Consider the following 23,408-nt stretch of genomic DNA (forward strand, 5'->3'; position numbering starts at 1 on the left):
TACAATCACCGCTAGCTTCTGCTAAACGAGGTGTCTGCGATTCTCTGATAGGCTCGTACAAAACCCCTACAGGATTAGCCCTTAGAGGGAGGCTTGGGAAATCACATCCGTCGGCGTTCACTCATCCCCCTCCCCCACTGCGACCGCGCTCGACTCTGCCGCAGTTTCATTGCGGGAACGCGGACAACTGAGCCACACTGTCTCTGTAACCAAGGTGGAGTGAAAACGAGGCTGATTAACCGTTAGCTGTGCCCATTCGGCAGCGGTGTAAATCTGCGCCTCCACCGGTACGGGAATGGACAAAAAATTCCACTGCTGACTTCTCTGAGTAAAGGACACATCGCTCTGGCGCAAAATCATGACCACATCTAAGTCACTGCCGACCCCGGCATCACCGCGAGCATAAGAGCCAAAATAGCCGATCGCGATCGCGCCGGTTAAATCTGGCTCATGTCGAGCTACCCATTGCCGCAAGGCCTGATCGACTTCGTCTCTACTCGGCCATCGCAAGATCGATGAATTCAAGGATCGCACGGGCATGACCAATTGCCTCCTGGCTTTGAAGGGGACCGTAATGATCAAAAGGTGAGCCTTCTGGATGACTGTCCGGATAGCGAGTGGGAATATAGAAATTGTCCAGCACTCGGGCTCGTTCAATCAGCAATGGGGGCAATGCTAATTCAGGTGGCAGTTCTGAGAGCAACCGCACCAGAAGATGTCCCCAAGCTTCCTGACTTAATGATAAATGCAACGCTTTGATAGCCTTCTCAGAAGCCTGATGCGCTGCAAAACAGGCCCATTCGTGACGGGACTCCGAAGCCGAGGCGATCGCCTGCTCCAGGTCTCGTTGGGCTTGATTAAACCAATCTTGTGACCGATTCGGCATGGCTAAGCCGTGAGCAACTTAGAAGTTGCCGTGGGAAGTGAGGGCCGTTTGCAAGCGCTCGATGACTTCATCGACGGGAATCACCCCAAGTTCACCTTCGGCGCGGGTGCGGATGCTGAGGGCGTTGGCCTCTTGTTCCTTTGCGCCGACGATCGCCATGACGGGAATCTTGCCTTTTTCGCCGTTGCGGATGAGTTTGCCGAGGCGATCGCCACTGGTATCCACAGTGGCGCGAATGCCCGCTACCACCATGCGATCGGCGACTTGCTGGGCATAACCCGTCAGCTCCGTGGTCACGGGCAACAGGCGAATCTGCTCCGGCGCGAGCCACACCGGGAAGTCCCCAGCATATTCCTCGATCAAAATGCCAATCAGCCGCTCCAGCGACCCGAACGGGGCGCGGTGAATCATCACGGGGCGTTGACGGCTGCCGTCTTCCGCCACATATTCCAGGTCAAAGCGCTCGGGCAGGTTGTAGTCGACCTGTACGGTGCCTAACTGCCACTCGCGATCGAGGGCGTCGTTGAAAATAAAGTCCAGTTTCGGGCCGTAGAATGCCGCTTCCCCCGGCGCTTCAAAGAAATCCATTTCCAGAGTTTCCACCGCCCGCCGAATCGCGTTCTGGGACTTCTCCCACACCTCGTCGGAGCCGATGTACTTATCCGACTCCGGATCGCGGAAACTCAGCCGCGCTTTGAAATTCTTCAGTTGCAGGCTGCGAAAGACTGCCAGGATCAGGTCCACCACTTTCAGGAACTCGTCGTCCAGCTGATCGGGGGTGACGAAGAGGTGAGCATCATCCACCGTGAAGCCCCGCACGCGGGTCAAGCCGCCGAGTTCGCCCGATTGCTCGTAGCGATAAACCGTGCCAAATTCTGCGTATCGAAGGGGCAGCTCCCGATAAGACCGCAGCTCACTCTTGTAAATCTGGATGTGGAAGGGACAGTTCATCGGCTTCATCACAAAGCCCACCTCACCCTGCCGAGACTCGTCATCCTCCGCCATCATGGGGAACATGTCTTCCTGGTACTTTTGCCAGTGCCCGGAAGTTTTGAACAAATCCACCCGTGCGATGTGGGGGGTCACGACGGGCAGGTAGCCGCGCTTCACCTGCTCCTGCTTGAGAAAGTCTTCCAGCGTCGATCGCAGCAGCGTCCCCCTGGGCGTCCACAGTGGCAATCCTGGCCCGACCTCATCGGCAAACACAAACAGCCCCAGTTCTTTACCCAGGCGGCGATGGTCGCGCTTCTTCGCTTCTTCGCGGCGGCGCTTATATTCGGCGAGTTGTTCAGGCGTTTCCCAGGCGGTGCCGTAAATGCGTTGCAGCTGCGCTTTTTCCGCATCGCCGCGCCAGTAAGCCCCGGCTACACTTTCCAGGTCAAAGGCTTTGGGGTTGAGATCTTTGGTCGTTTCCACGTGGGGGCCGGCACAGAGATCCCACCAGTCTTCACCCAGGTGATAGAGCGTGATGGGGTCTTCCAGTCCTTCTAAAATCTCCAGCTTGTAGGGCTCGCCCAGTTCATTAATGCGGCGCTGGGCTTCTTCACGGCTCACTTCTTCTCGCGTGACGGGCAAGCCCTTGTTGATGATTTTGATCATCTGCTTTTTGATGGCTTTCAAATCCTTTTCCGTAAAGGGATCGGGATTATCAAAGTCGTAGTAAAAGCCGTAGTCAATCCACGGGCCAATAGTGACTTGGGCCTTGGGAAAGAGCTTTTGCACCGCCATCGCCATCACGTGGGAAAAGGTATGGCGAATGCGCTTGAGGGTGTCCGACTCGTCGGTGCGGGGGAGATGGATTTTTTCGGGAGAGTCGCCAGCGTTAGCCATAGTGAACGGAGAAAAGAGTGCGATGTGACCACAGCCAGTCTACTAGGGAAAGCGGGTGTGGCATGGGGTTTTTGTGATTATTTTCATCCTAATCGGTACGGGGGGAATCGGGGGAGGTGGGGAGTAGGTGGGTATGAGGGTGGCAGGGTGGTTGGGTATGAGGGTGAGGTGGGGAGTGTGAGGGTGGCGGGGTGGTTGGGAGTGTGAGGGTGGTTGGGTGGTTGGGTATGAGGGTGAGGTGGGTGGAGTAAGTGGCAGGGGTGAGCGAACCGGGGCGCAGGGGGGAGGGGGAGAATCGGAGCAGGCTGTGGTCCCGATTGAGGGTATTCGGTATCTTGGCGTCTCGGGCAAACGGGCTGGCCCTGGGTCGCCAATGCCCGCATATTGGCTGGGGTCGAGCTATAGCCTCAGGGGGATGTGAGATCGGGCGCAACCGGGAAGGATTGAGAGGTTACATTTCCACAATTTCAACATCTATTTGCATGCCCCAAGATACTGCCTCTATGGCTCCGGCTAAAGCGACCCAAGCAACAGGATTGGGCACGTTTGGGGGCGTTTATACGCCGTCGGTGCTGACCATTTTGGGGGTGATTATGTACCTCCGGTTTGGCTGGGTGGTGGGCAATGTGGGCTTGTTTGGCTCGTGGATGATTGTCACGTTGGCTGTCAGCATTACGTTGCTTACGGCACTGTCGATTTGCGCGATCGCGACTGACCGGGTGGTGCGCGTGGGCGGGGCCTATTTCATGATTAGTCGCTCCCTGGGCATCGAGACCGGGGGCGCGGTGGGCATTCCGCTGTACTTTGCCCAGGCGTTATCTGTCGCCCTGTACACCATCGGTTTTGCCGAGAGTGTGGTGAATGCCTTTGGGCGGTTTGACCAGACCTATGTGGCGCTGATTGTCACGATCGCGGTGGCGGTGCTGGCGCTCACCTCGGCTGAAATTGCGATCAAAGCGCAGTATTTCATCATGGGGGCGATCGCGCTCTCGCTGCTGTCCCTGGCGCTGGGTTCACCGCTGGAGGCGACTCAATTAGAGCCCTGGGGCACGGAGGGCGGCGAATCGTTTTGGACGGTGTTTGCGGTCTTTTTCCCAGCGGTGACGGGCATCATGGCAGGCGTCAACATGTCCGGCGACCTCAAGGAACCGACCCGCTCGATCCCCATTGGGACGCTGGCGGCGGTGGGGACGGGCTACCTGATTTACATGATTCTGCCGTTTTTTCTGGCCACCCGCGCCGATGCCGCCACCCTGGTGGAAGATCCGCTCATCATGCAGCAGATTGCGCTGTGGGGACCCGCGATTTTGTTGGGTATTTGGGGGGCCACGTTGTCGAGTGCGATCGGCAGCATTCTCGGGGCGCCGCGCATTTTGCAAGCTTTGGCCCGCGATGGCGTCTTGCCGCGTTGGTTGGGCTTTTTGGGCAAAGGCAGTGGGGCGAATGATGAACCCCGCATTGGGACGGCTGTGACCCTGGGGGTGGTAGTTTTGGCCGTTGTCATCGGCGATTTAAATCTGATTGCCCCGGTGTTGACGATGTTTTTTCTCACCACCTATCTGGTGCTCAACATCTCGGCTGGGGTCGAGGGCTTTCTCGACAGTCCCTCCTTTCGGCCCATGTTTGCGGTGCATTGGTCGCTGTCGGTGTTGGGGGCGCTGGGCTGCTTGTCAGTGATGTTTTTGATCAATCCGGTGGCCACCGTCGTCGCTGGGGTGATTGTGGCAGTGATTTTCTTATGGATTCAGCGGCGCGAATTGCGCAGCACCTGGGGCGATGCTCGCCGGGGCATTTGGATGGCGATTTTGCGCACTAGCCTGTTTCAACTCGGGCACGACCCGGATACCAAAAACTGGCGACCCCACATGCTGGTGCTTTCCGGTTCGCCCATGCGGCGGTGGGGCTTGATTGAGCTGGCCGACACCCTCAATCACAATCGCGGCCTCTTCACCATTACTAGCGTGTTGCCGCCGGGGTCGCGCAGCGTCATCCAACAAGAGGAGATGGAGAAGAGCATCAGCAACTACCTGCGGGAACGGCAGGTGCGGGCGCTGGTGCGGGTGCTGACGGCTCCCGATCCTTTTGAAGGGGTGGAGCGGTTAGTGGAAATTTATGGGCTGGGGCCGCTGGTGCCCGACACCATACTGCTGGGAGATAATGAAACGCCGAAAAATCGCGATCGCTACTGCCACCTGATCCGCACTCTGCACCAGGCGAAGCGCAACGTCGTCATTTATCGCGAAAATCCTGAAACCCCCAGTTATCGCCGTCGCCAGATTGATGTCTGGTGGGGCGGTCTGCACGCCAATGGGGCGCTGATGCTGATTTTGGCGGAGCTGCTGCGGGATGGGTTGGACTGGCGCAAGGCGCAAATTCACCTCAAGCTGGTGGTGCCGGACGAGCCCGCCGCCGACCTGGCCCAAGCCAATATCGATGATCTGGTGCAGAACTTGCGCATCGATGCGGTAACCCAGGTGCTGGTGGCCAATGGGCGATCGTTTGACGAGATCTTGCACCAGTCGTCGCGCCACGCCGATCGCATCTTGTTGGGCATGGCCGAACCGACCGACGACTTCCAGACTTATTACAGCAACCTGCAAGAACGGCTGCAGGGATTGCCCTCAACCATGTTGGTTTTAGCGGCCCCCAACTTCGCCTTTGCCGACGTGTTGCAAAGCTAGCGGTCAGGATAGGGGGCGATCGCGTCCCACCTTGACACGCCCCCCGCCGCCCCGTAAGGTCAAAGCCTATTGGCTGTTTTGAGACCTCACCCCTCCTCACTGCCCAGTCCCTACATCGCCCACCTCAACATTGGAATTTCACTACCCATGCGTTGCACCATCATCAGTCGCGCCGGACAAGTCCTCGCCTACGGTCGCCTCTTCATTCGTCCCCTCGATGACGGGACCCTGCGCCTGGATTTAGAAACCGATCGCGGTCGGGTGCTGGAAGGAGGCCTGATTGGCGAAGACGGTGACATGTCTGAGGCTGGAGCAATTTTGTCCGCCCAGTTTTTTGATGTATGGGGTATGAGCGACCTCACCCTCAGCATTCAATGCGGCGAAACCAGCACGCCCCCCAACGCCGCCCTGCCCCCCTCTGCCGACATCGACATGTCGCTACTGTAGGGCAACTAAAACCTCACCGCCTGCGGCACCTCTCCTTGCAAAGGAGAGGATTATTCACATGCTGGCAAAACTTGTCCTGAATCTGACCGGAGTTCCGGTCCCTCTCCTTTTGAAGGAGAGGTTAGGTGAGGTTCTACAACCCATCAAACTGCCGCAAGCGATTTCTGAACCCCTTGACCGACAGGCAATGCGGCAACTGTTGTGGGATCGCTAGATTTTGTGGAGACTTGGCAACTTCAATCAGGCAAATTTGCCGTATCTTAGGGGCGGTATCCTACCGTCGAGTTGCCCCCTCAGGGTCACGGTGCTACCTGTTGTCGCGATTGGGACTCACTGCCTGTGACTACTGCCGCCAAGCCAAAATCTTTGCTCACCCTGACAAATCTGGTCTCCTTTGGACTGCTGCTATTTGTGCCCCTCGCCGTCTGGGCCGAACACGCGGAGTGGGACCCCTTAGTGGTGTTTGCCGTGTCCGCGATCGCGATCGTCCCCCTGGCCATGTGGCTCAGCACCGCCACGGAAGAAGTCGCCGTGGTCACGGGTCCCTCTATCGGTGGCTTGCTGAACGCCGTCTTTGGCAATGCGACTGAACTCATCATCGCCGTGGTCGCCCTGAAAGCTGGGTTGGTTGGCGTGGTCAAAGCGAGTATTACGGGCTCGCTACTGGCGAATCTTTTACTGGTGATGGGGCTGTCGATGTTGGTGGGGGGTATCAAATATAAAGAGCAGGAATTTGCCTCCATCATTGCCCGCATCAATGGCTCCACCATGACCCTGGCGGTGACGGCCCTGGTGCTCCCGGCGTTGTTAATCCAGACCTCGCAGGTGGTCGCCCCCGAGACCATCGAACACCTGTCGGTGACGGTGGCGGTTGTCCTGCTGGTGGTCTACATATTGACTCTTGTCTTTTCCCTCAAGACCCACAGCTATCTCTATGACGTGGGCGTCGAAGATCTCGAAATCGATCCCGCAGCGGACGAACACGCCGAAAAGCCCAATCTCTGGCTGTGGGTCGGCGTGTTGTTGACGGCCACCCTCGGCGTCGCCTTCGTGTCGGAAATTTTTGTCGCCGCGTTAGAAGAGGCCACAGCCACCCTCGGGTTTACGGAACTGTTTTCGGGGGTGATTTTGGTGCCGCTGGTGGGCGGCGCGGCGGAATATCTGACCGCAGTGCGCGTGGCCGCCAAAAACAATATGGATCTGGCGGTGTCCATTTCCATGGGGTCGAGTCTGTTGGTGGCGCTGCTGATTGTGCCGGTGTTGGTGTTGGTGGGGCAGGCGATCGGGCAGCCCATGGATTTGAATTTCAATTTGTTTGAGGTGGTTGCGGTCATCATCGCGGTGGCGCTGGTCAATCTCATTAGCCTGGATGGTCGCTCTAACTGGCTGGAGGGGGTATTGCTGTTGGCGACCTTCGTCATTTTGGGCACGGCGTTTTACTTCCACCCGGTGTAGGCATGGGGCTGGAATCCTGCGCGTCAGGCGGTGGGAAAAAATGGATACCGTTGAGGATGCGCTGAGGGACCGGGTGCCTGGGCAAAGTCATGAACCGTGCTGGAAAACCGACTTAGGCACCCGGTCCCTGGGGGGCGAGGCGATCGATCAACCACAACACCTCCGCTGCATCGTCGTAATCGAGGGCGGGGTCCTCGGCCAGGGCCGGGTCGCGAGAGCCGTTGAGGATGGCGACCATCGCCTGGATGAGCCGCTGGAGGGAGTCGGGTGCTTCTGGGTCGTTGGTCAGCTCGGCAAATAGCGACTGCACCTCATCGACCTGCTGCTGAGCCAGCAGCCCCAAAACGTGGTCAACCAGCTTGCCGCCGCCATACTGCGCATAGCCCCCCTGCTGCCGATAGGCCAGGTAAGCATCACGGGCCTGTTGCCATGCTGCCCAAGCCGCAGCACCTTCATCGGCAGCAGTCTCAATATTTTGTAGACTTGCGAAGAGAGGCCAAATTTCTCCAATAACACCAAGGTGTTGCCTGCATTCAATCGCTCTCTGAATTTCCCTTCGTGCCTCTCCATACCGCTTGATTTCATACAAGGCGTCTGCTAGATTTTTGCGATCAATGCTTTCACTTGTCAACTTGCCCAAGGAGCAGTGAATATCAGCAGCCTGTCTACAAAAAGTTATTGCCTCTTCTAACCGATATAAGCAGGAACTATAGAGGCTACCCAACTGACCTAAACTTACCGCTTTTCCTGCCAAATCATTTGTTTGAGTCCATATTTTAAGTGCTTTTCGATAAGCTGTTTCTGCCTCTGGATATTTTCCCGCTCCTTGATAAGCTATGCCTATTTGGTGGCAAGCAAGAGCGATTTTTGCAGGCATCCTCAACTTCTCGTATATCTTTAACGCTACTTCGAGACTCTCGATAGCTTCACTATGCTTTCCTTGTCTGCGCAGCAGGGTCGATAAATTCAGTCTGCACACTGCTACGTCATGAAAAGAATTACGTTTGCTAGCCTGCTTAATCGCAGTTTCATATATCTTTTGAGCTTGCTCTAATTTCCCTAACTGCATCAGGCAAGTCGCTTGCTCTGTCAGAGAAACATATATCATCTGATGATTATCTCTTTCACTTGACAACTCATATAACCGCTGAGTTTCGACAAATAACTCTAGGGCAGAGTCTGCTCGACCAGCTTCTAGCAAGACCATTCCAAGTAAATAGTGTGCCATAGCTATTGACTCATCAGCCCCTTTGTATGCTGTGGGACCAATGACTTTAGATTTCGCCAGTAGTGCTTGGGCCTTTTCGTAAGCAGATTGTAGTTCACCCTTCTGTAAAAGTCGCTCAATTAGCGAACGCTCATTTTCGAATAGAGTATATCCCCATTCTGACGAAAACTTAGCTATATGCTCTCGAAATCTTACCGCTTGTGCTAAAGCTTTTGTTTGCCCCAAGCTCGTTGTCAACTGTTCAATTACCCCAGCAATAAAAATGGATTTTTCAATCATTGAATTATCTAGGGCTACTTGTTGCTCTAACCATTCTAATAAAGCCATTAAGTTAGGCAACTCAAACAAAGCCAAACGAGAAGCCAAGATGTTATTGCCACCTAAGATATTGTTTCTTAGAAAATAGACGAATTGCATTGTAGCAATACCCCAACTTGTTTTAAGCTCAGAAATTTGCTCTGGAGATTGCTGTGATTTTAAGTAAGCAGGCAGGGCAGGGTCGAGGCGCAGGTAGGTGTATTCCTGCTGCTCTGCTATGCCAACTTCAATCAGTCTGGCAGCAATGGCTTCGGCCTCTTCAACTTCAACTCCCATTACCAATCGCAAGAGGATTAGATTTCCCCCTCCATGCACCACCGCCAACCGCTTCACCCGCTCCTGCGCCTCCTCCGGCAATCTCCGCAGGGACAGTTCCACGCTGGCATACAGCGAATTCTCCCGATCGCCCGGATTCTCGGCCTCCAACTTCTCCATGAGCTGGGTCAGCCGTTGGGTCGTCAACGCTACCCCGGTACGCACTTCCCTCGCCAGCAGCACCAGGGCGCGGGGGTGACGGTTCACGGTTTCCACCAGTTCGGTAATTTCTGCCGGGGTGGTGGCGTTGTCGGTGGCGGGGGGTTCCCAGCCGTGTTGGGCCATCACCTGCTCCACCAGTTGAATGGCGTCCTCTTTGGTCAGGCGATCCAATGTGACAGTGCATTTTCTGGGTTGGGCAAAGGGGGCGGGCAGGGGTTCGCGGCTGGTGAACAGCAGGCGACAGCGAGGATCGGCGGCGAGCAATTTCTGGCAGAGGGCCAGCAGTTCGGTGACATCCGCCACGCCTGCGGGGTTCTGACCCTGGGCATCGGGCAGCACGCTTTCTAGATTGTCGAGCACAATCACTGTGGAGAAGTCCCGCAGGGCGCGTTCGATGGGTTGCAGGGCGGCGGTGAGGTCGTCGCCGTACTGGGCCACCAGGTACTTCGGCACCAGTTGGCGACCGATGATATCCAGCACGCCCTTTACGTCCTGCACATTCTGGGGCTCCACGCTGACGAAGGCCGCCCGCTGAAACCGACCCGACTGCACCAACCAGCGGGCGAGTTCCACTGCCAGGGCCGTCTTGCCCAGGCCGCCGCTGCCGCGAATCACGGCGTAGGGTTCCTGCTGGAGCAGGCGCTCCAGGCGCAGCAGTTGACGGCTGCGACCGACAAAGTGGTGCTCCGGTTCGGGGGGGAGCTGGCCCAGTTGGATCTGGCGGCGCTCTCGGGCCAGGCGGGCGGCGGCTTCCCCCACGGTGACGGTGAAGAGCTGGGAGTCGGCTTCATCCTGGTAGAGCACGGGCACAAACCAGTCCTGCAGCTCCAGGTTGCCCGCCCCCATAATTTTGCCCCGTTCCGGGTCGCCGTAGAGTTCCTCCTGCCCGGCCAGCATGGCATCCCCCACCCGTTTGCCCTCGGCCAGGGTGCGGTAAAAGGGCTCCACAAAGCGGCGGGCGGTTTCCACCAGTACCGAATGGCTCATGGCCACTACGGAACCCACCCCTTCTTCCAGCAGCCGGGCGGCGACGGAGGCCATGGGGTCATCGGTGGCCTGGGCGGTCTGGCAGGCTTCCAGAAAAATCAGCGGCACGCCGTAGTGCTGCAGCTCCGCCGCCAGCTCTGGCGCGTGGATGAGCTTCAGCAGGCGCTGGCCCAGCTTGTCGCTGTCGCGGGGGTCTTCAAAACAGAGGGCACCCAGCCCCACCCGGCGGTCGTACACGCCGTGGCCGTCAAAGTGGACGATTTCGTAGGGGTCGTTGGCGGCTCGGGCCTGTTTCAGGGCGGCTTTCATCGCGGGGAAGGTGGGCGGCGAGAGCAGATCGACCTTCACCAGGTCTGACCCCAGGGTGTCTACCGCCTGCACCAGGGCTCTGGCGCTGATGCGGTGGTCGATGTAGCCAACGGGGTGACCGTCGCCATCCACTTCGGGGCGGGGGCTGATCAGCAGCACCCGGATGGGCAGGTCGGCTTGCAGCGTTTCCGTGCGCTTGCGGTTGGGCAGTCGCCGCCGCACCCGCACCCCGTTGGCCCCCTGAGAGAGGTAGCCGTCGCCGTCGTGGAGGATTTCCCAGGGTAGGGTGAGCAGGTCGTTGGCGGCTTCGCGGAACCGGGCGGCTGCGTCGTCGGGGGTGCCTTCGGGCGGGTCGCCATCCACCTGCACAGAGAAGCGACGGCTGCCCGTCGTGCGTCGCCATTCGGCCAACGGTTCCCGTGCCGACTCTGCCAGGGTCGCCGCCTGATACAGGGCCTGCCCCCACTGGGGCAACTGTTCTTCAGTTTTAATCGCCCGCTGCTTAAAGACGCCCGTGGGCCACTGGTAGTATTTCTCGATGTACCAGCGAATCTCCTCCAGTTCCACAGGACCGAGGGGCGCGGTGAAGGTGTACTGGCGGCTGGTAATCTGGCGGCTATCGGCGTCAGCGGGAATATAGGTGAGTTCCGCCATGGCGGTGGCGCGGCGAATGCCCCCACTCTCCACAATTTGCGGATTTTTGAGTTCCAGCAGCAGTTCTTCAACGGGTTCGACTTCGACAGTTTTGCCCCCTTGCCAATCGTTGGGGAGTTGCAGTCCCAGGGCTGCCGCAATGCGTGGTATCGCTTCCGTCAAGCCCGTCGGCCCTGCCTCCACAAAAATGTAGAGCGGGTCGTTGGGGAAGAGCATCGCCACCATGCCATCCGGGTCAACCCCTGGCAGCAAAACGGGAATGACCTTGTAGCCGTCGTCGCGGGCTTGAGCCACCTCCAGCGCAAACTGGGTTTCTTTTGGCACCCATTTGGAGTTGAAGGTGTCAGGGCTAAAGACGACCAGAAAATGATCGGCGGCTTCAATGGCGTCTTTAATGGTGTCAGTCAGCGCATCGCCCCCGGTCAGCTCGCGGGAATCGACCCACGATATTTGCCCGTGGAGTTCGAGGATTTCTCGCAGCTGTTTGACGATCGCATCGTCCTTCGTCGAGTGGGAGATAAAAATATGGGCCGACATTTCTCTACTCGCTGATTTTTTTGATTTTAGCCGCCGCCACAGGATTGGGCGAGTTGGGGTGGTTGAGGGGACGGGTCCCTCGAAGGGAGTACGTGTTTAGCGTCGATTTAAGCAGCGCGATTTTGCCGCACCATGGCTTGGGCGACTTGTTCGATGAACGAGTCGCCTCNNNTCGGTCATCCTATCAGCGCGATAGTCACTACCTTAAGCCTCCTTTTCTCTGCTGGGAGGAATGACAACCGAACACAGACGCTAAACACGTACCGAAGGGACCCGTCCCCTGAAAAGGCTTGTCGCTCTCACGGGTAGCGCTGGGTAAACTCATGGACACTGAAACGTCGCTTTCACCGTCCCCATTTCTCGGCCCGCCACGGCGACTCACCCACCGTCTGATCAATCTGTAGCTTGGGCCGCATTTTCTCTCGGGGCAAATCAGTTAAAGGTAGAGTAGTTAAGTATTAAGCTGAGGCTCCATCGCCTTTGACAGAGGGGATAGGATTGTTGATGAAGCATCGTGCTAATTTTGGGTAATTGCCACGATGTGGGTGGTAGCTAACTGCCGCGATCGCCCCCGTTTTCCGCTTGTCTGCTCGCTCTCGATTTCCCTATTCCCATAGCTTGTAGTAGCAATCCTCCACTATGGCAACGTCTAACTCCAGCATGTTGGCGACCTTCTCCCAAGTGAGTCCCCAAGGGGGCGGCTTAACCCGTCGGGTCAAAGATCTACCGGCGCCTCAGTTCATCGATTTATTGGATCAGATCACCCGGGAGTTTGAACACTTCCTGCGGGCGATCGACATGATCAACAACGAATCGCTGGAGAACATGCTGGAGCAGATTTTGGAGGCGTTTACCCTCAAAATCGGCCAGATTCTCCAGGCCGATCGCACCACCATCTTCATGGTCGATTGGGATAAAGAAGAACTCTGGTCCAAAATTGCCCAGGGCGACGACGAAGCCCGCCTCGAAATTCGCGTCCCCGTGGGCAAAGGCATTGCGGGCCATGTGGCCGCGTCCGGCGAATGCCTGAACATTCCCGATGCCTACGCCAGTGATCTCTTCAATCCCAAGACCGACAAGGAAACGGGCTACCGCACCCACAGCATTCTCTGCATTCCCGTTTTCAATAAAACGAAGGAAGCGGTGGTGGCCGTGGTGCAACTGCTGAACAAGCTTGATCCCAGCAACCAGCCCACCGCTTTTGATAGCCAGGATGAGCGCAGCTTCCGCGAGTTCGCGTCATCCATCGGCATCATTCTCGAAAGCTGCAACTCCTTCTACGTTGCGGCCCGTAACCAAAAGGGCGTCTCTTCCCTACTAAAAGCGATCTCCTCCCTCGAACAAAGTTTGGATTTGGAGAAAACGCTGCAATCCGTCATGGCGGAAGCCCGCGATTTGATGAGTGCCGATCGCAGCACCCTATGGCTCATCGACGAAACCACCAACGAACTGTGGTCAAAGGTGAAATCCGGCGACGGCAAAACCATGATTGACCTGCGCATTCCCGCCGATCGCGGCGTGGTGGGCTACGTCGCCACCACCGGGGAACCTCTCAACATTCCCGACGCCTACCAAGATCCCCGCTTTGATCCCGCATCCGACAAGCGCACTGGCTACCTGACCCGCAATATCCTTTGTATGCCGGTGTTTGACTCCTCCGGCAAACTGATTGCGGTCACCCAGCTGATCAACAAAAAGCAGGGCTCCTTCAACAGCTCCGACGAAGAGTTCATGCGGGCGTTCAACATTCAGGCGGGCATCGCGCTGGAAAATGCCCAACTGTTTGAAGACGTGCTGGTCGAAAAGCAATATCAGAAAGATATTCTGCAAAGCCTGTCTGATGCGGTCATCTCGACAGATCTGGAAGGTCGCGTCGTCACCATTAACGATGCCGCGCTGGAACTGCTGGGCTGTCCCGAATCGACCGACGACACCGACCACACCCTGCGAGAAGCCTGGGAAAAGCAGCTCATTAACCGCTGCGTGTGGGACATCATTCCCCTCGAAAAGTTGCAGTTCCGCCTGGAAGATAGCCTGGAAACTGGGGCCAAGCACTACGTGCCCGAGCAAACGCTGAAGGTCGCCATTCCCGCCGCGATCGCCCTCGCTGCCGAAGGCCAAACCATTGACCCCGCCGAGGCGCTGCTACTGCTGCCCGACGCCGACAACGCCGACCAGTTTTGGCCCTGGGGACACCGCACCGACGCCACGCCCCTGAGCAAATCTCAAGTGCAACTGCTGGAGCGCAGCATTAACCTGACGGTAAACCCGCTGACCAATCCCGAGGGCGGCGTGCGCGGCGGCCTGCTGGTGCTCGAAGACATCAGCCAAGAAAAGCGGATGAAGACCACCCTGTACCGCTACATGACTCCCGGCGTGGCCGATCGAGTCATGGCCCTGGGCGAAGACATGCTCATGCGCGGCGAACGGCGGGACGTCACTGTCCTCTTTTCCGACATTCGGGGCTACACCACCCTGTCGGAGAATCTCGAAGCCGACAAGGTGGTGGAACTGCTCAACGCCTATTTTGAAACCATGGTGGAGGCCGTCTTTACCTACGAAGGCACCCTCGACAAATTCATTGGCGATGCCATCATGGCCGTTTATGGCGCGCCACTACCGCTGCAAAATCATGCTTGGGCGGCAGTCCAGTCCGCGTTGGATATGCGTCACCGCCTCGCCATCTTCAACGCTGAACGGGTGGCCCAAAAGCAACCGGAAGTGCGCATCGGCATCGGCATCAGCTCCGGCGAAGTGGTCTCCGGCAACATCGGCTCCCAGCGCAAGATGGAATACACCGTGATCGGCGACGGGGTGAACCTCAGCTCCCGCCTGGAAGGGGTAACGAAGCAGTATGGCTGCGACATCGTGTTGAGCGAGCACACCTATGAGCTGTGCGAAGACCTGATTTGGGTGCGGGAACTGGACAAAACCCGCGTCAAAGGGAAGACCCAGCCCGTCAGCATCTATGAGCTGATTGACTTTAAGAAAAATGCCCTCGACCAGACCTCTCAAGACTTCTTGGCGCTGTATCAAGAAGGGCGAGCTGCATACACCAGCATGGAATTCAAAAAAGCAATTGCCTGTTTTGAAAAAGCCGCCCAACTGCGCCCTAGCGATCGCGCCGTCGATGTCCACATCAATCGCGCCAACGCCTATCTGGTGAATCCCCCTCCCGCCGATTGGGATGGCGTCCACACCATGACTACCAAGTAAGCTCAGCCATGCTGTAGGGTGGTATCGAGGTAACGAGACCCACGGTTGCCACGGCTCGTGTGAATTGCGGTTAACCGCGCGTGAGCAGCACGGGTTTGGGCCGAGGCGATCGCTCCGTCAAAAATCGTGGTCTTAACAACGACTGCAAAATCAGCCAAAGCGACTGCCATTCATTGGGCGAACAGCGACTTTGCCACTGACCAGGACGGCAAAATAAGAGCTCCGTAATGTGGCGTTGTTGCGGTAAATCGAGCGGCGCAAATTGCAGGGTCAAAGTGGGTAAACCATCGACCGGGCGCTGCTGCACCAAAGTGGCGGGCAGGGTAAAGTGCTCATCGACGAGAGCGATCGCAATTGGGGTTCCCGTCACCGCCGCAGAGGGCAAAGTATCGACTTTGGTAAGTTCCACTTCCGCCGCAATCTCAGAAATCATGGTGGTGGTGCCCCACACACATTGTTCAGTCCCGTCGGGCAGAGTGAGCTGCAGGCGAGCCACGCGGCGCACGTTAAACCACTCGTAGGGACTGGGACGCGGGGCATCGAGCAACACCAGCAAGGCGAGCCCCAGCATCATCAAGTTATAGCTGCTCCAGAGCCAACCAATGCCCACCCCGCGCCAATGCTCAGCCGGACTGGCCATGGTCATCAGACAGTGCCCCAGATTGACCCACAAGCTCAGCGCCGTAAGCCCAAACATCAGCATCAACGGCCAAGCTAAGGCCCAGTTGAACCGATAGCGATCGCTCGCCGTGCCTTTGGGCGTGACTTTGAAGCCATTGCCAAAGGGTCGCACCATTACTTGAAACACGGTCACGGCGAGAGGAAAGGCCAGCACCAGGGAATACACATCGGAGAGCAGGGCGGAGCGCGATCGATAATTTAGCCAGGAAAAGACGCTCAGTTGCACCAGGTAAAAGGGCAGGAAAAAATACAACAGTTCGGTCTCTGTGGCCCGCAGCGGAATGACGTTGAAAAAAGCGTAGGCCAGGGGCATGGCGAGAAAGCCGACGCGAGCCACGCTGCTGAACCAGTGAATCAATCCCTCGAAGTAGGCGAGACGCTGAATCGGCGTCAGTCCCGGAATGGTGACCGGATTCGATTTAATGAAAAAGGCTTGCAGGGTGCCTTGCTCCCAGCGCACCCGTTGCAAAGCGTGGGCGGCAATATTTTCTGCCGCCAGACCCGCGCTCAGTTTTTCGTTCAGATACACCAGTTGATAGCCCTGGGCAGCGATGCGGATGCCCGTGAAAAAGTCTTCACTGACCGCTTCGGTCACAAAGCCACCAATATCGGTCAACGCTGAGCGGCGCACGACAAACGATGTCCCCGCACACACCACGGCTCCGGCCCCATCGCGCACCCGCTGAATCTGCCGATAAAACACCTCTTCTTCGGGCGTGAGCACATCTTCTAAACCGAGATTGCGGGCGATGGGGTCAGGATTGTAAAAGCTCTGGGGCGTTTGCACCAACCCCACCTGCGGATCCTGGAAAAAGCCTACCGTGCGGGTAAGAAAGTTCCTCGTTGGCACAAAGTCCGCATCAAAACAAACGATGAGCTCGCCCTGAGTTTTGGGCAGGGCGTGGTTCAGGTTACCGGCTTTGGCGTGGCGATTGTCGGGGCGGGTGAGGTATTCACAACCAAGTTTTGCTGCCAGGGCCTGAATCTCTGGGCGGCGAGTGTCGTCGAGCAAGTACACCGTTTTGGGTTCGTACTCCATCGCCTGACAGCCGATGATCGTCCGCCGCAGAATAAACTCCGGTTCGTCATAGGTTGGGATCAGCACATCTACAGTGGGGCGATACTCGCCACTGGCGACCATTTGCGAGAGCTGATCGGCGGCTTTATGGCGATCGCGCACCCGCAGCAGCAAAAACAACTGCACCAACCCGCTAAAGAGGATCAGCAACTCTAGCGCGAACAAGCCCAAGCTAAAGACGCCGTTCAACGGGGTGCTGAGGTTGAGGGTCGAGGTAGTGCGCCAGGTCAGATACCGCAACGTCAAGACACCCAAAATGCCCACGACCACGGTTCGGGACCAGGTTTGCGGCGTCGGTGACACCCGCATAATGCCCCACACCACCAACATCAACGCTGTCGCCCAAAACCAAAAATAGTGACCGATCGCCATCGGCGTCATCGCCCATGTCGGCGGATGCTGCTGGAGATAATCGAGCTGTTCAAAAATGGTGCTGATGGTGTCGTGACCGCTAAACCAGGCGATCGCGATACCAGCGGCGATCGCTAAAGCACCCATCATGAACAAGGTGGCTAGTTGGGGACGCCAAGGCTGGCGGAAAAACCGTGCAGAAGTCATAACTCTCAAGAAGCCAAATGAATGACAGTGGGAATATCTGCATCCGCACCGCAGCCCAGCGACCGTCAGTGACCGTCGTCAAAACTCAACTGCGACCTCTCCGCAGACTAGGCCATCATTTAGATAGAAAAATCTCTATCCAGAAAATAACGCTTTTATAGCTTCTTTGCATTGCTTAATTCTGGGGTGAGCGATCGCTGAGAGTACGATAAGAAATCGCCCTGGGCGTCAAACATGGGGGGAGTCTCTCAGCCCACTGGAACTCTGGATCGCTACTCGGGAATCGGGCCGAGAGCTCGCTGCGTTGGTAACGCCTCAAGAGTCGGCAACACCATGATCGTTAATGAGGAATGGCAGCCCCTGGGGCCGTTTGCGCCTGCACGGCGGTAATGGCGACAGTATTGACGATGTCTTCGACGGTGCAGCCCCGGCTCAGGTCGTTGACCGGCTTGCGGAGTCCTTGCAAAACGGGACCGATCGCGATCGCCCCGGTTTCCCGCTGCACCGCTTTATAGGTGTTGTTGCCCGTGTTCAAATCGGGAAAGATTAGCACCGTGGCTTTGCCCGCCACGGCAGAGCCTTTCATCTTCTGCGCACCCACTTCGAGGTCCACCGCCGCGTCGTATTGAATAGGGCCTTCGAGGAGTAAGTCAGGACGGCGATCGCGGGCCAACTTCGTCGCAGCCCGCACCTTTTCCACCTCTTCGCCCTTACCCGATTCCCCTGAGGAATAAGACAGTAGCGCCACTTTTGGGTCAACGCCAAAAATGCGGGCCGTATCTGCTGAAGAGATGGCAATTTCCGCTAGCTGTTCCGCCGTCGGATTGGGGTTGATGGCGCAGTCGCCGTACACCAGCACCCGCTGTTCTAAACACATGAAAAACACCGACGACACCACCGAGACGCCGGGTTGGGTTTTGACAAACTGTAGGGCCGGACGAATGGTGTGCTGCGTCGTATGCACTGCGCCCGAAACCATGCCATCGGCATCGCCTTTGTACACCATCATGGTGCCAAAGTAAGAGACATCCATCATCACGTCGAGGGCATTGTCGAGGGTGACGCCTTTGTGCTGCCGCAGTTCAAAAAAGGTCTGAGCATAGTCTTGCAGGGCCGGACTCTCGGACGGATGCACCACATTCACCTGGTCGAGATCCAGCCGCACCTGATATTTTTCGATCACCCGCTGCACGTCGTGGCGATGTCCCAATAGCGTCAGTTTGACGATGCCCCGGTCGAGCAACATGGCCGCCGCTTTGAGAATGCGGGGATCATAGGCTTCGGGCAGAACGATATGCTGCAACTGCGACTTCGCCCGTTCCATCAGGTTGTAGGTAAACATTTTGGGCGTCATGCCCCGGACCCGCACGGCACTAATTTGCTGGTCTAGGCGCTGCAAATCTACATGCTGATCGAACATCTGGATGCTGAGGTCGATCTTTTCGCGATCGTCGGGCCAAAGCGTACTGTGCACCTCATTGACCTGGGCCGCCGTGGTAAAAGTGTCGGTCTTGACGGAGAGAATCGGCAGCGGGTCGGGGATGCCTTCGATCAGGCGAGCGATCGCCGGTTCGGGCTGCATTCCCGTCGAGAGCAAAATGCCTGCCAGAGGCGGATAGCTGCTGGATTGATGGGCCTGCAACATGCCCGCAATGATGTCGCCGCGATCGCCCGGCGTAATCACCAAACAATCCGGCTCGACCCAGTCCAGACAGTTCTGCAACTGCATGGCCGCCACGATGCGCTTCGTCGCGAGATTCTTAAGACGGCGATGCCCGTACAGCACCTGGGCTTGCAGCTGAGCGGCAATATCCCGCATTCGGGGACTCGCCAACCGGGGATGCCTTGGAATCACCGACAGCAATAACCCCCGCATGCCAAAGTGCCGGAACAATTCTTCCTTCAATTCATTAACGGCATCCGGGGCCGCATTGTTGAGAATGATGCCCGCAATGTCGCACCCGACTTCTTGATAGGCTTCCACCGCCATCTCCACGGGGCCTAAGGCTTCGGCCACGGAGCGATCGTGGGCGGTGCCCAAAATCAACACGGGTGCGCCCAAGTTTTTGGCAATTTCCTGATTAAAGCTAAATTCAAAGGCCAAATTTTCCGCCAGATAATCCGACCCTTCGCAGAGCAAAAAGTCGCCCCGCGATTCCAAAGCTTTGTACTTGCGAATGATGGTGTCGATGACGTCGTCAGTGCGATGTTGGGCGATCAGATCTTGGGCTTCGCGCGATCGCAACCCAAACGATTCTTCATAGGTTTGCTTCAGCTCAAAATGGTTGACGATGAGGTGGATGTCTTCGTCTTGCTCGTGCTCGGGGGCGATGACGGCAGCTGCTGGCCCAGGGCCTTGAATCAACGGGCGAAAGAAGTGGACTCGCGTCGTCCGCCGCAACAGCAACTCGATAATGCCCAGGGAGACCAACGCCTTGCCGCTACCGGCTTCCGCCGTACTGATAAACAATGAATTCGTCATTGTGAATTCTCCTGGTCAATTCGCGCGGTCATGTCTACCCTGCCCGGTCACCTAAATTGAATCTCGGAAAACGCTCTGCCCAGCAGATATTAACCATGACTTTTGAATTCACCGCGCGATCGCCCCAGAGCGGTATTACACTTTGCGTGAATAGTGCATTTTTGCGCTGAGCTTCGGCTATGATTCTATAGTTCTTATGAACTATTTAGAGCATTATGGTTCAATACACCCTGACTCAGAGTCCCGAAGTGATTCTCAATGTGGCGGGTAAAGATTCTCGCAAAGCCCGTGAGAAGGCGATGGATCAGTTGGTAGAACTGATGGATGATGGCCAGTTGCCCACCAACTTGGCCGATGGATTTGACCCTCAACAATTTATTGAAGTGAAAACGCCTGAACCGACGGCTGATGTCAAAAACCAGGAAGATGCGGTGGTCGAAGCGGTGCAAGTGCTCAGTCACCTCGCGACCCTGAAAATGAAGATGCAAGATTCTCGTGAGGAAGCGCTAGAGGTGCGCCAACTCATTGACTTGTTGTTTAGCGATGAGCCGATTAGCGAGGCCCAAATTGCCAGCTTGAAAGACGGCTTCAAAACCTTAAAAGGATTTGCCCAAACCAATCTCAAGTACCGGGATGCGCGATCGCAGGCCGAAAGCGCGCGGCAAATTTTGGATGAAGCACTCAAGCCCTAGTGACCCATCCAGCCACTGGGCTCCCTTCATGGGGTTTTATTGCAAGTTGCGATCGCATGTTAAGCCCTGCTGAGTAGCCGAAAACCGCCGCTTTAATTTTATTGCAAGTTGCGATCGCATGTTAAGCCCTGCTGAGTAGCCGAAAACCGCCGCTTTAAAATGAGATCAAAGAGACCCATCGTTTACGGAATCGTGATTGGCAAACTGATGGGCCTCCAAAAGCGATGCCGACCGCTTGGTGACGCAGGGTTCGCTTGTGGCTGACACAGCTGGCTCGAATCTTTGCGAAATCGAGTAGGTCAAGTTTGCGGTATCGCGATCGCTCCAGTAGCCGAGTACCTAGTCAGGAGGCTGTTATGTATCGCAAGATTTTGGTGGCTGTTGATCACTCCGCCTTGCAAAACTACTTGCTCGAGAAGGCGATGGGTCTAGCCAAGCTGATGAAAGCAGACTTGATCATTGTCCACGCCCTATCCGCATACGATGAAGGCAGTCCTGGCCTCCCGATGCGGGCTTATCATTCCTACTACCCCATCAGCGACAGCGTCGCCTGGGAAACTTACCAAAAACGGTGGGAGGACTACGAGCAACAGGGCCTCAATGAACTGCGACAGTTAGCCGATCAGGCCACCGCCGAAGGGATCAAAACCGAGTTTACGCAAACGGCAGGTGACCCAGGCCGAGTCATTTGTGACATGGCTGCTAGTTGGCAGGCTGACCTGATCGTGGTGGGTAACCGGGGACGCTCCGGCCTGAGTGAATTTTTCTTGGGCAGTGTGAGCAACTACGTGATGCACCATGCACCTTGTTCGGTATTGGTGGTGCATAACACGGAAGTCCCGAACGCCCAAGCAAAGACTGCTGAAACTGCCGAGACAGCAGGGGCGATCGCGTAACCGCTCGCCCGGTCTTGGCCGCAGGCTAACGAGTGTCACTGATTTACCGACAAGGTGCCGTCGCATTGAGGTTGACTAACCTGGGTGCGACGGTTTTGTGTGCGGGGCGATCGCTGAGGGGACGGGTCCCTTGGTCAACTATCAACATATCGGTTGATGTCATAGGGACCCGTCCCCCTAGCCAGCAAGCACTTCCGATCGAGGCAGTCCGGCGATCTCGACCTCGTAATACCAGGGATGATTGACACTCTGGGGAGATCGCCCAGGGGCAGCCGCTCGGTGAGCCGTGACGACATCCCGCTGCTCGATCGCTGACAGAAGTCTCTACAATTCATAAGGGCACGAATCTTTGAGCACTATGGCGGGGCAAGACTCGATTTCGCAGCGGCACAGCAATCAGCAAAAGCGCGATCGCGCTTGGCCCTTTTGGCCCGTCGTACCACTCTATCCTTACGGTCAGCGACCCACCCTCATGCAAGAGGTGGTGCCAGGCACAATCTGGACGTTTGACCAGTACCAAGGCATTTTTTATGTGGTGGTGCCCATTCGCATGACGGTGGTGCGGCTGCAAACTGGGGGCTTACTGGTTTACGCGCCAGTGGCTCCCACACGGGAATGTGTGGCCATGGTGCGATCGCTCGAAGCCCGTTACGGTACCGTCCGCTACATCATCCAGTCCACCACCACCGGAATTGAGCACAAGGTATTTGTCGGGCCATTTGCCCGGCGCTTTCCCCAGGCGCAGATTTACGTCGCGCCGAATCAGTGGAGTTTTCCACTCAATTTGCCGTTGAGCTGGTTGGGCTTGCCCGCCCAGCGCACCCAGATCTTGAGGGACGATCAACCGCTGCCGTTTGCCGATGAGTTTGACTGGGCGACTTTAGGCCCCATCAAGCTCGGGCTAGGGCCGTTTGTTGAGGTGGCCCTGTTTCACCGTGCGACCCGCACCCTGCTGTTGACCGATAGCCTGGTGTCGGTGCCCGCCGAGCCGCCAGCGGTGCTACATCTCGATCCCTTTCCGCTGCTATTTCATGCCCGCGATCGCGCCGATGAGGCGATCGTCGATACCCCTGAGGCGCGGCGACGGGGCTGGCATCGCATCGCTCTCTTCGCCTTTTTCTTTCAGCCCAGCACCCTCGATACGCCCACCCTCGGCACCGCTTTCCAAGAAGCGAAGTCGGCCCCAGACCGCTCGCGACGCGCGTACTTCGGTTTATACCCGTTCTATTGGCAAGCCGATTGGGCCGCCTCGTTCGAAGCGCTCCATGGCGGGGGGCGGCCCTTTGTGGCGCCCGTCTTACAAACGCTGATTTTTAACCGGGGCCTACAAGAGGTGCAAGCCTGGGTCGATCAAGTATGCCAATGGCAATTCGAACAGGTGATTCCTTGCCATCTCACCGCCCCAATCGCGATGGGGCCGACTGAGTTTCGAGCCGCGTTTGCGACGATTTTGCAACCGCAGACAGCCCAGCGCGATCGCCCCCTGCCTACCCGAGATTTCGCCTTTCTCAAAGCGCTGGATGAGGGCTTGGTCAGACGTGGCATTACGCCCCCTGCCAATGCCGCCACCGCCCCTCAAGATGTGCTGTAACTAGCCAGACATTCACCCCGGTGCAAGTACCGTCAGCAGCCGTTCCCAGCGGCAGCCCGGGGTCATCAATATTCCTCAGATTTTTGTCCGAATTTCCGTAGTGTGATGACATTGTTGTGTTAGGATTAACAACCGTGGATGGCGGGTCGATGCCCGAGTGGTTAATGGGGGCGGACTGTAAATCCGCTGGCTATGCCTACGCTGGTTCGAATCCAGCTCGGCCCATCCACGCCCGCCCATGTAGCTCAGCGGTAGAGCACACCCTTGGTAAGGGTGAGGTCACGAGTTCAATTCTCGTCATGGGCTTTTGAAATACCAGTGTTTTTGTCGAATAACGCTTTGTTTGTCAGCGATCGCAAACGCTGATTAGCCGTTAAGGGTAGAAAGCCTCTGGCAGACAGGAGT

Annotated in this window: 13 protein-coding genes and 2 tRNA genes; 9 read left to right on the forward strand and 6 right to left on the reverse strand. The window is 57.0% G+C overall.

The features are described 5' to 3' along the window. Positions 1-117 precede the first annotated feature (117 nt). From DYY88_RS00575 to thrS, 3 genes are read right to left on the reverse strand one after another with little or no spacing between them, the layout of a single operon-like run. Positions 118-540, reverse strand: a complete 423-nt coding sequence (locus DYY88_RS00575; RefSeq protein ID WP_044150251.1) for a nucleotidyltransferase domain-containing protein — start codon at positions 538-540, stop codon at positions 118-120. Further along, on the reverse strand, positions 494-886 hold the full coding sequence (locus tag DYY88_RS00580) for a HEPN domain-containing protein (protein WP_039724763.1): 393 nt from the start codon (positions 884-886) through the stop codon (positions 494-496). Before DYY88_RS00580 ends, DYY88_RS00575 begins: the two co-directional genes overlap by 47 nt. Positions 887-904: 18 nt before the next feature. Continuing rightward, on the reverse strand, positions 905-2,716 hold the full coding sequence (thrS, locus tag DYY88_RS00585) for a threonine--tRNA ligase (RefSeq protein ID WP_039724762.1): 1,812 nt from the start codon (positions 2,714-2,716) through the stop codon (positions 905-907). 482 nt (positions 2,717-3,198) lie between these two features. On the opposite strand from thrS, the gene DYY88_RS00590 reads away from it, so the two are divergent. The 3 genes from DYY88_RS00590 (at position 3,199) to cax (ending at position 7,299) form a co-directional block, all read left to right on the forward strand. After that, positions 3,199-5,397 (forward strand): amino acid permease, encoded by a 2,199-nt coding sequence (locus tag DYY88_RS00590; RefSeq protein ID WP_044150255.1) that lies wholly within the window; start codon positions 3,199-3,201, stop codon positions 5,395-5,397. A gap of 69 nt (positions 5,398-5,466) precedes the next feature. After that, the gene (locus DYY88_RS24395) at positions 5,467-5,844 is read left to right on the forward strand and encodes a hypothetical protein (RefSeq protein ID WP_207223279.1); all 378 of its coding nucleotides are present in this window, start codon (positions 5,467-5,469) and stop codon (positions 5,842-5,844) included. 339 nt (positions 5,845-6,183) lie between these two features. Beyond that, positions 6,184-7,299 (forward strand): calcium/proton exchanger, encoded by a 1,116-nt coding sequence (gene cax / locus DYY88_RS00600; protein ID WP_084606903.1) that lies wholly within the window; start codon positions 6,184-6,186, stop codon positions 7,297-7,299. 112 nt (positions 7,300-7,411) lie between these two features. Here the strand turns inward: cax and DYY88_RS00605 are convergent, their stop codons facing one another. Next, positions 7,412-11,809 carry a tetratricopeptide repeat protein gene (locus tag DYY88_RS00605; RefSeq protein ID WP_039724761.1) on the reverse strand — a complete coding sequence of 1,466 codons (4,398 nt, stop codon included), beginning with the start codon at positions 11,807-11,809 and terminating at the stop codon, positions 7,412-7,414. Positions 11,810-12,448: 639 nt separating this feature from the next. On the opposite strand from DYY88_RS00605, the gene DYY88_RS00610 reads away from it, so the two are divergent. Next, positions 12,449-15,025, forward strand: coding sequence for a GAF domain-containing protein (locus tag DYY88_RS00610; RefSeq protein ID WP_039724759.1), 2,577 nt, complete (start codon positions 12,449-12,451; stop codon positions 15,023-15,025). Positions 15,026-15,095: 70 nt separating this feature from the next. On the opposite strand, the gene DYY88_RS00615 is transcribed toward DYY88_RS00610, so the two are convergent. Beyond that, entirely contained in the window at positions 15,096-17,342 is a 2,247-nt protein-coding gene (locus DYY88_RS00615) for a glycosyltransferase family 2 protein (RefSeq protein WP_039724758.1), read from the reverse strand. Positions 17,343-17,682: 340 nt separating this feature from the next. Then, positions 17,683-19,824, reverse strand: a complete 2,142-nt coding sequence (gene pta / locus DYY88_RS00620; protein ID WP_039724757.1) for a phosphate acetyltransferase — start codon at positions 19,822-19,824, stop codon at positions 17,683-17,685. Between the two features lie 215 nt (positions 19,825-20,039). Here pta and DYY88_RS00625 point away from each other — a divergent pair, with 215 nt between their 5' ends. The 5 genes from DYY88_RS00625 to DYY88_RS00645 all read left to right on the forward strand — a co-directional run bounded on the left by DYY88_RS00625 (position 20,040) and on the right by DYY88_RS00645 (position 23,309). Next, complete coding sequence (locus tag DYY88_RS00625) at positions 20,040-20,516, forward strand: hypothetical protein (RefSeq protein WP_039724756.1); 477 nt, start codon at positions 20,040-20,042, stop codon at positions 20,514-20,516. 356 nt (positions 20,517-20,872) lie between these two features. Continuing rightward, complete coding sequence (locus DYY88_RS00630; RefSeq protein ID WP_039724755.1) at positions 20,873-21,412, forward strand: universal stress protein; 540 nt, start codon at positions 20,873-20,875, stop codon at positions 21,410-21,412. A 358-nt stretch (positions 21,413-21,770) separates the two neighbouring features. Further along, entirely contained in the window at positions 21,771-23,003 is a 1,233-nt protein-coding gene (locus DYY88_RS00635) for a DUF4336 domain-containing protein (protein WP_039724754.1), read from the forward strand. Between the two features lie 143 nt (positions 23,004-23,146). Beyond that, positions 23,147-23,228, forward strand: a tRNA-Tyr gene (locus DYY88_RS00640). 9 nt (positions 23,229-23,237) lie between these two features. Then, positions 23,238-23,309 (forward strand) — tRNA-Thr (locus DYY88_RS00645). Positions 23,310-23,408: the final 99 nt, after the last annotated feature.

The organism is Leptolyngbya iicbica LK (genome assembly GCF_004212215.1).
Lineage (GTDB): Bacteria > Cyanobacteriota > Cyanobacteriia > Phormidesmidales > Phormidesmidaceae > Halomicronema > Halomicronema iicbica.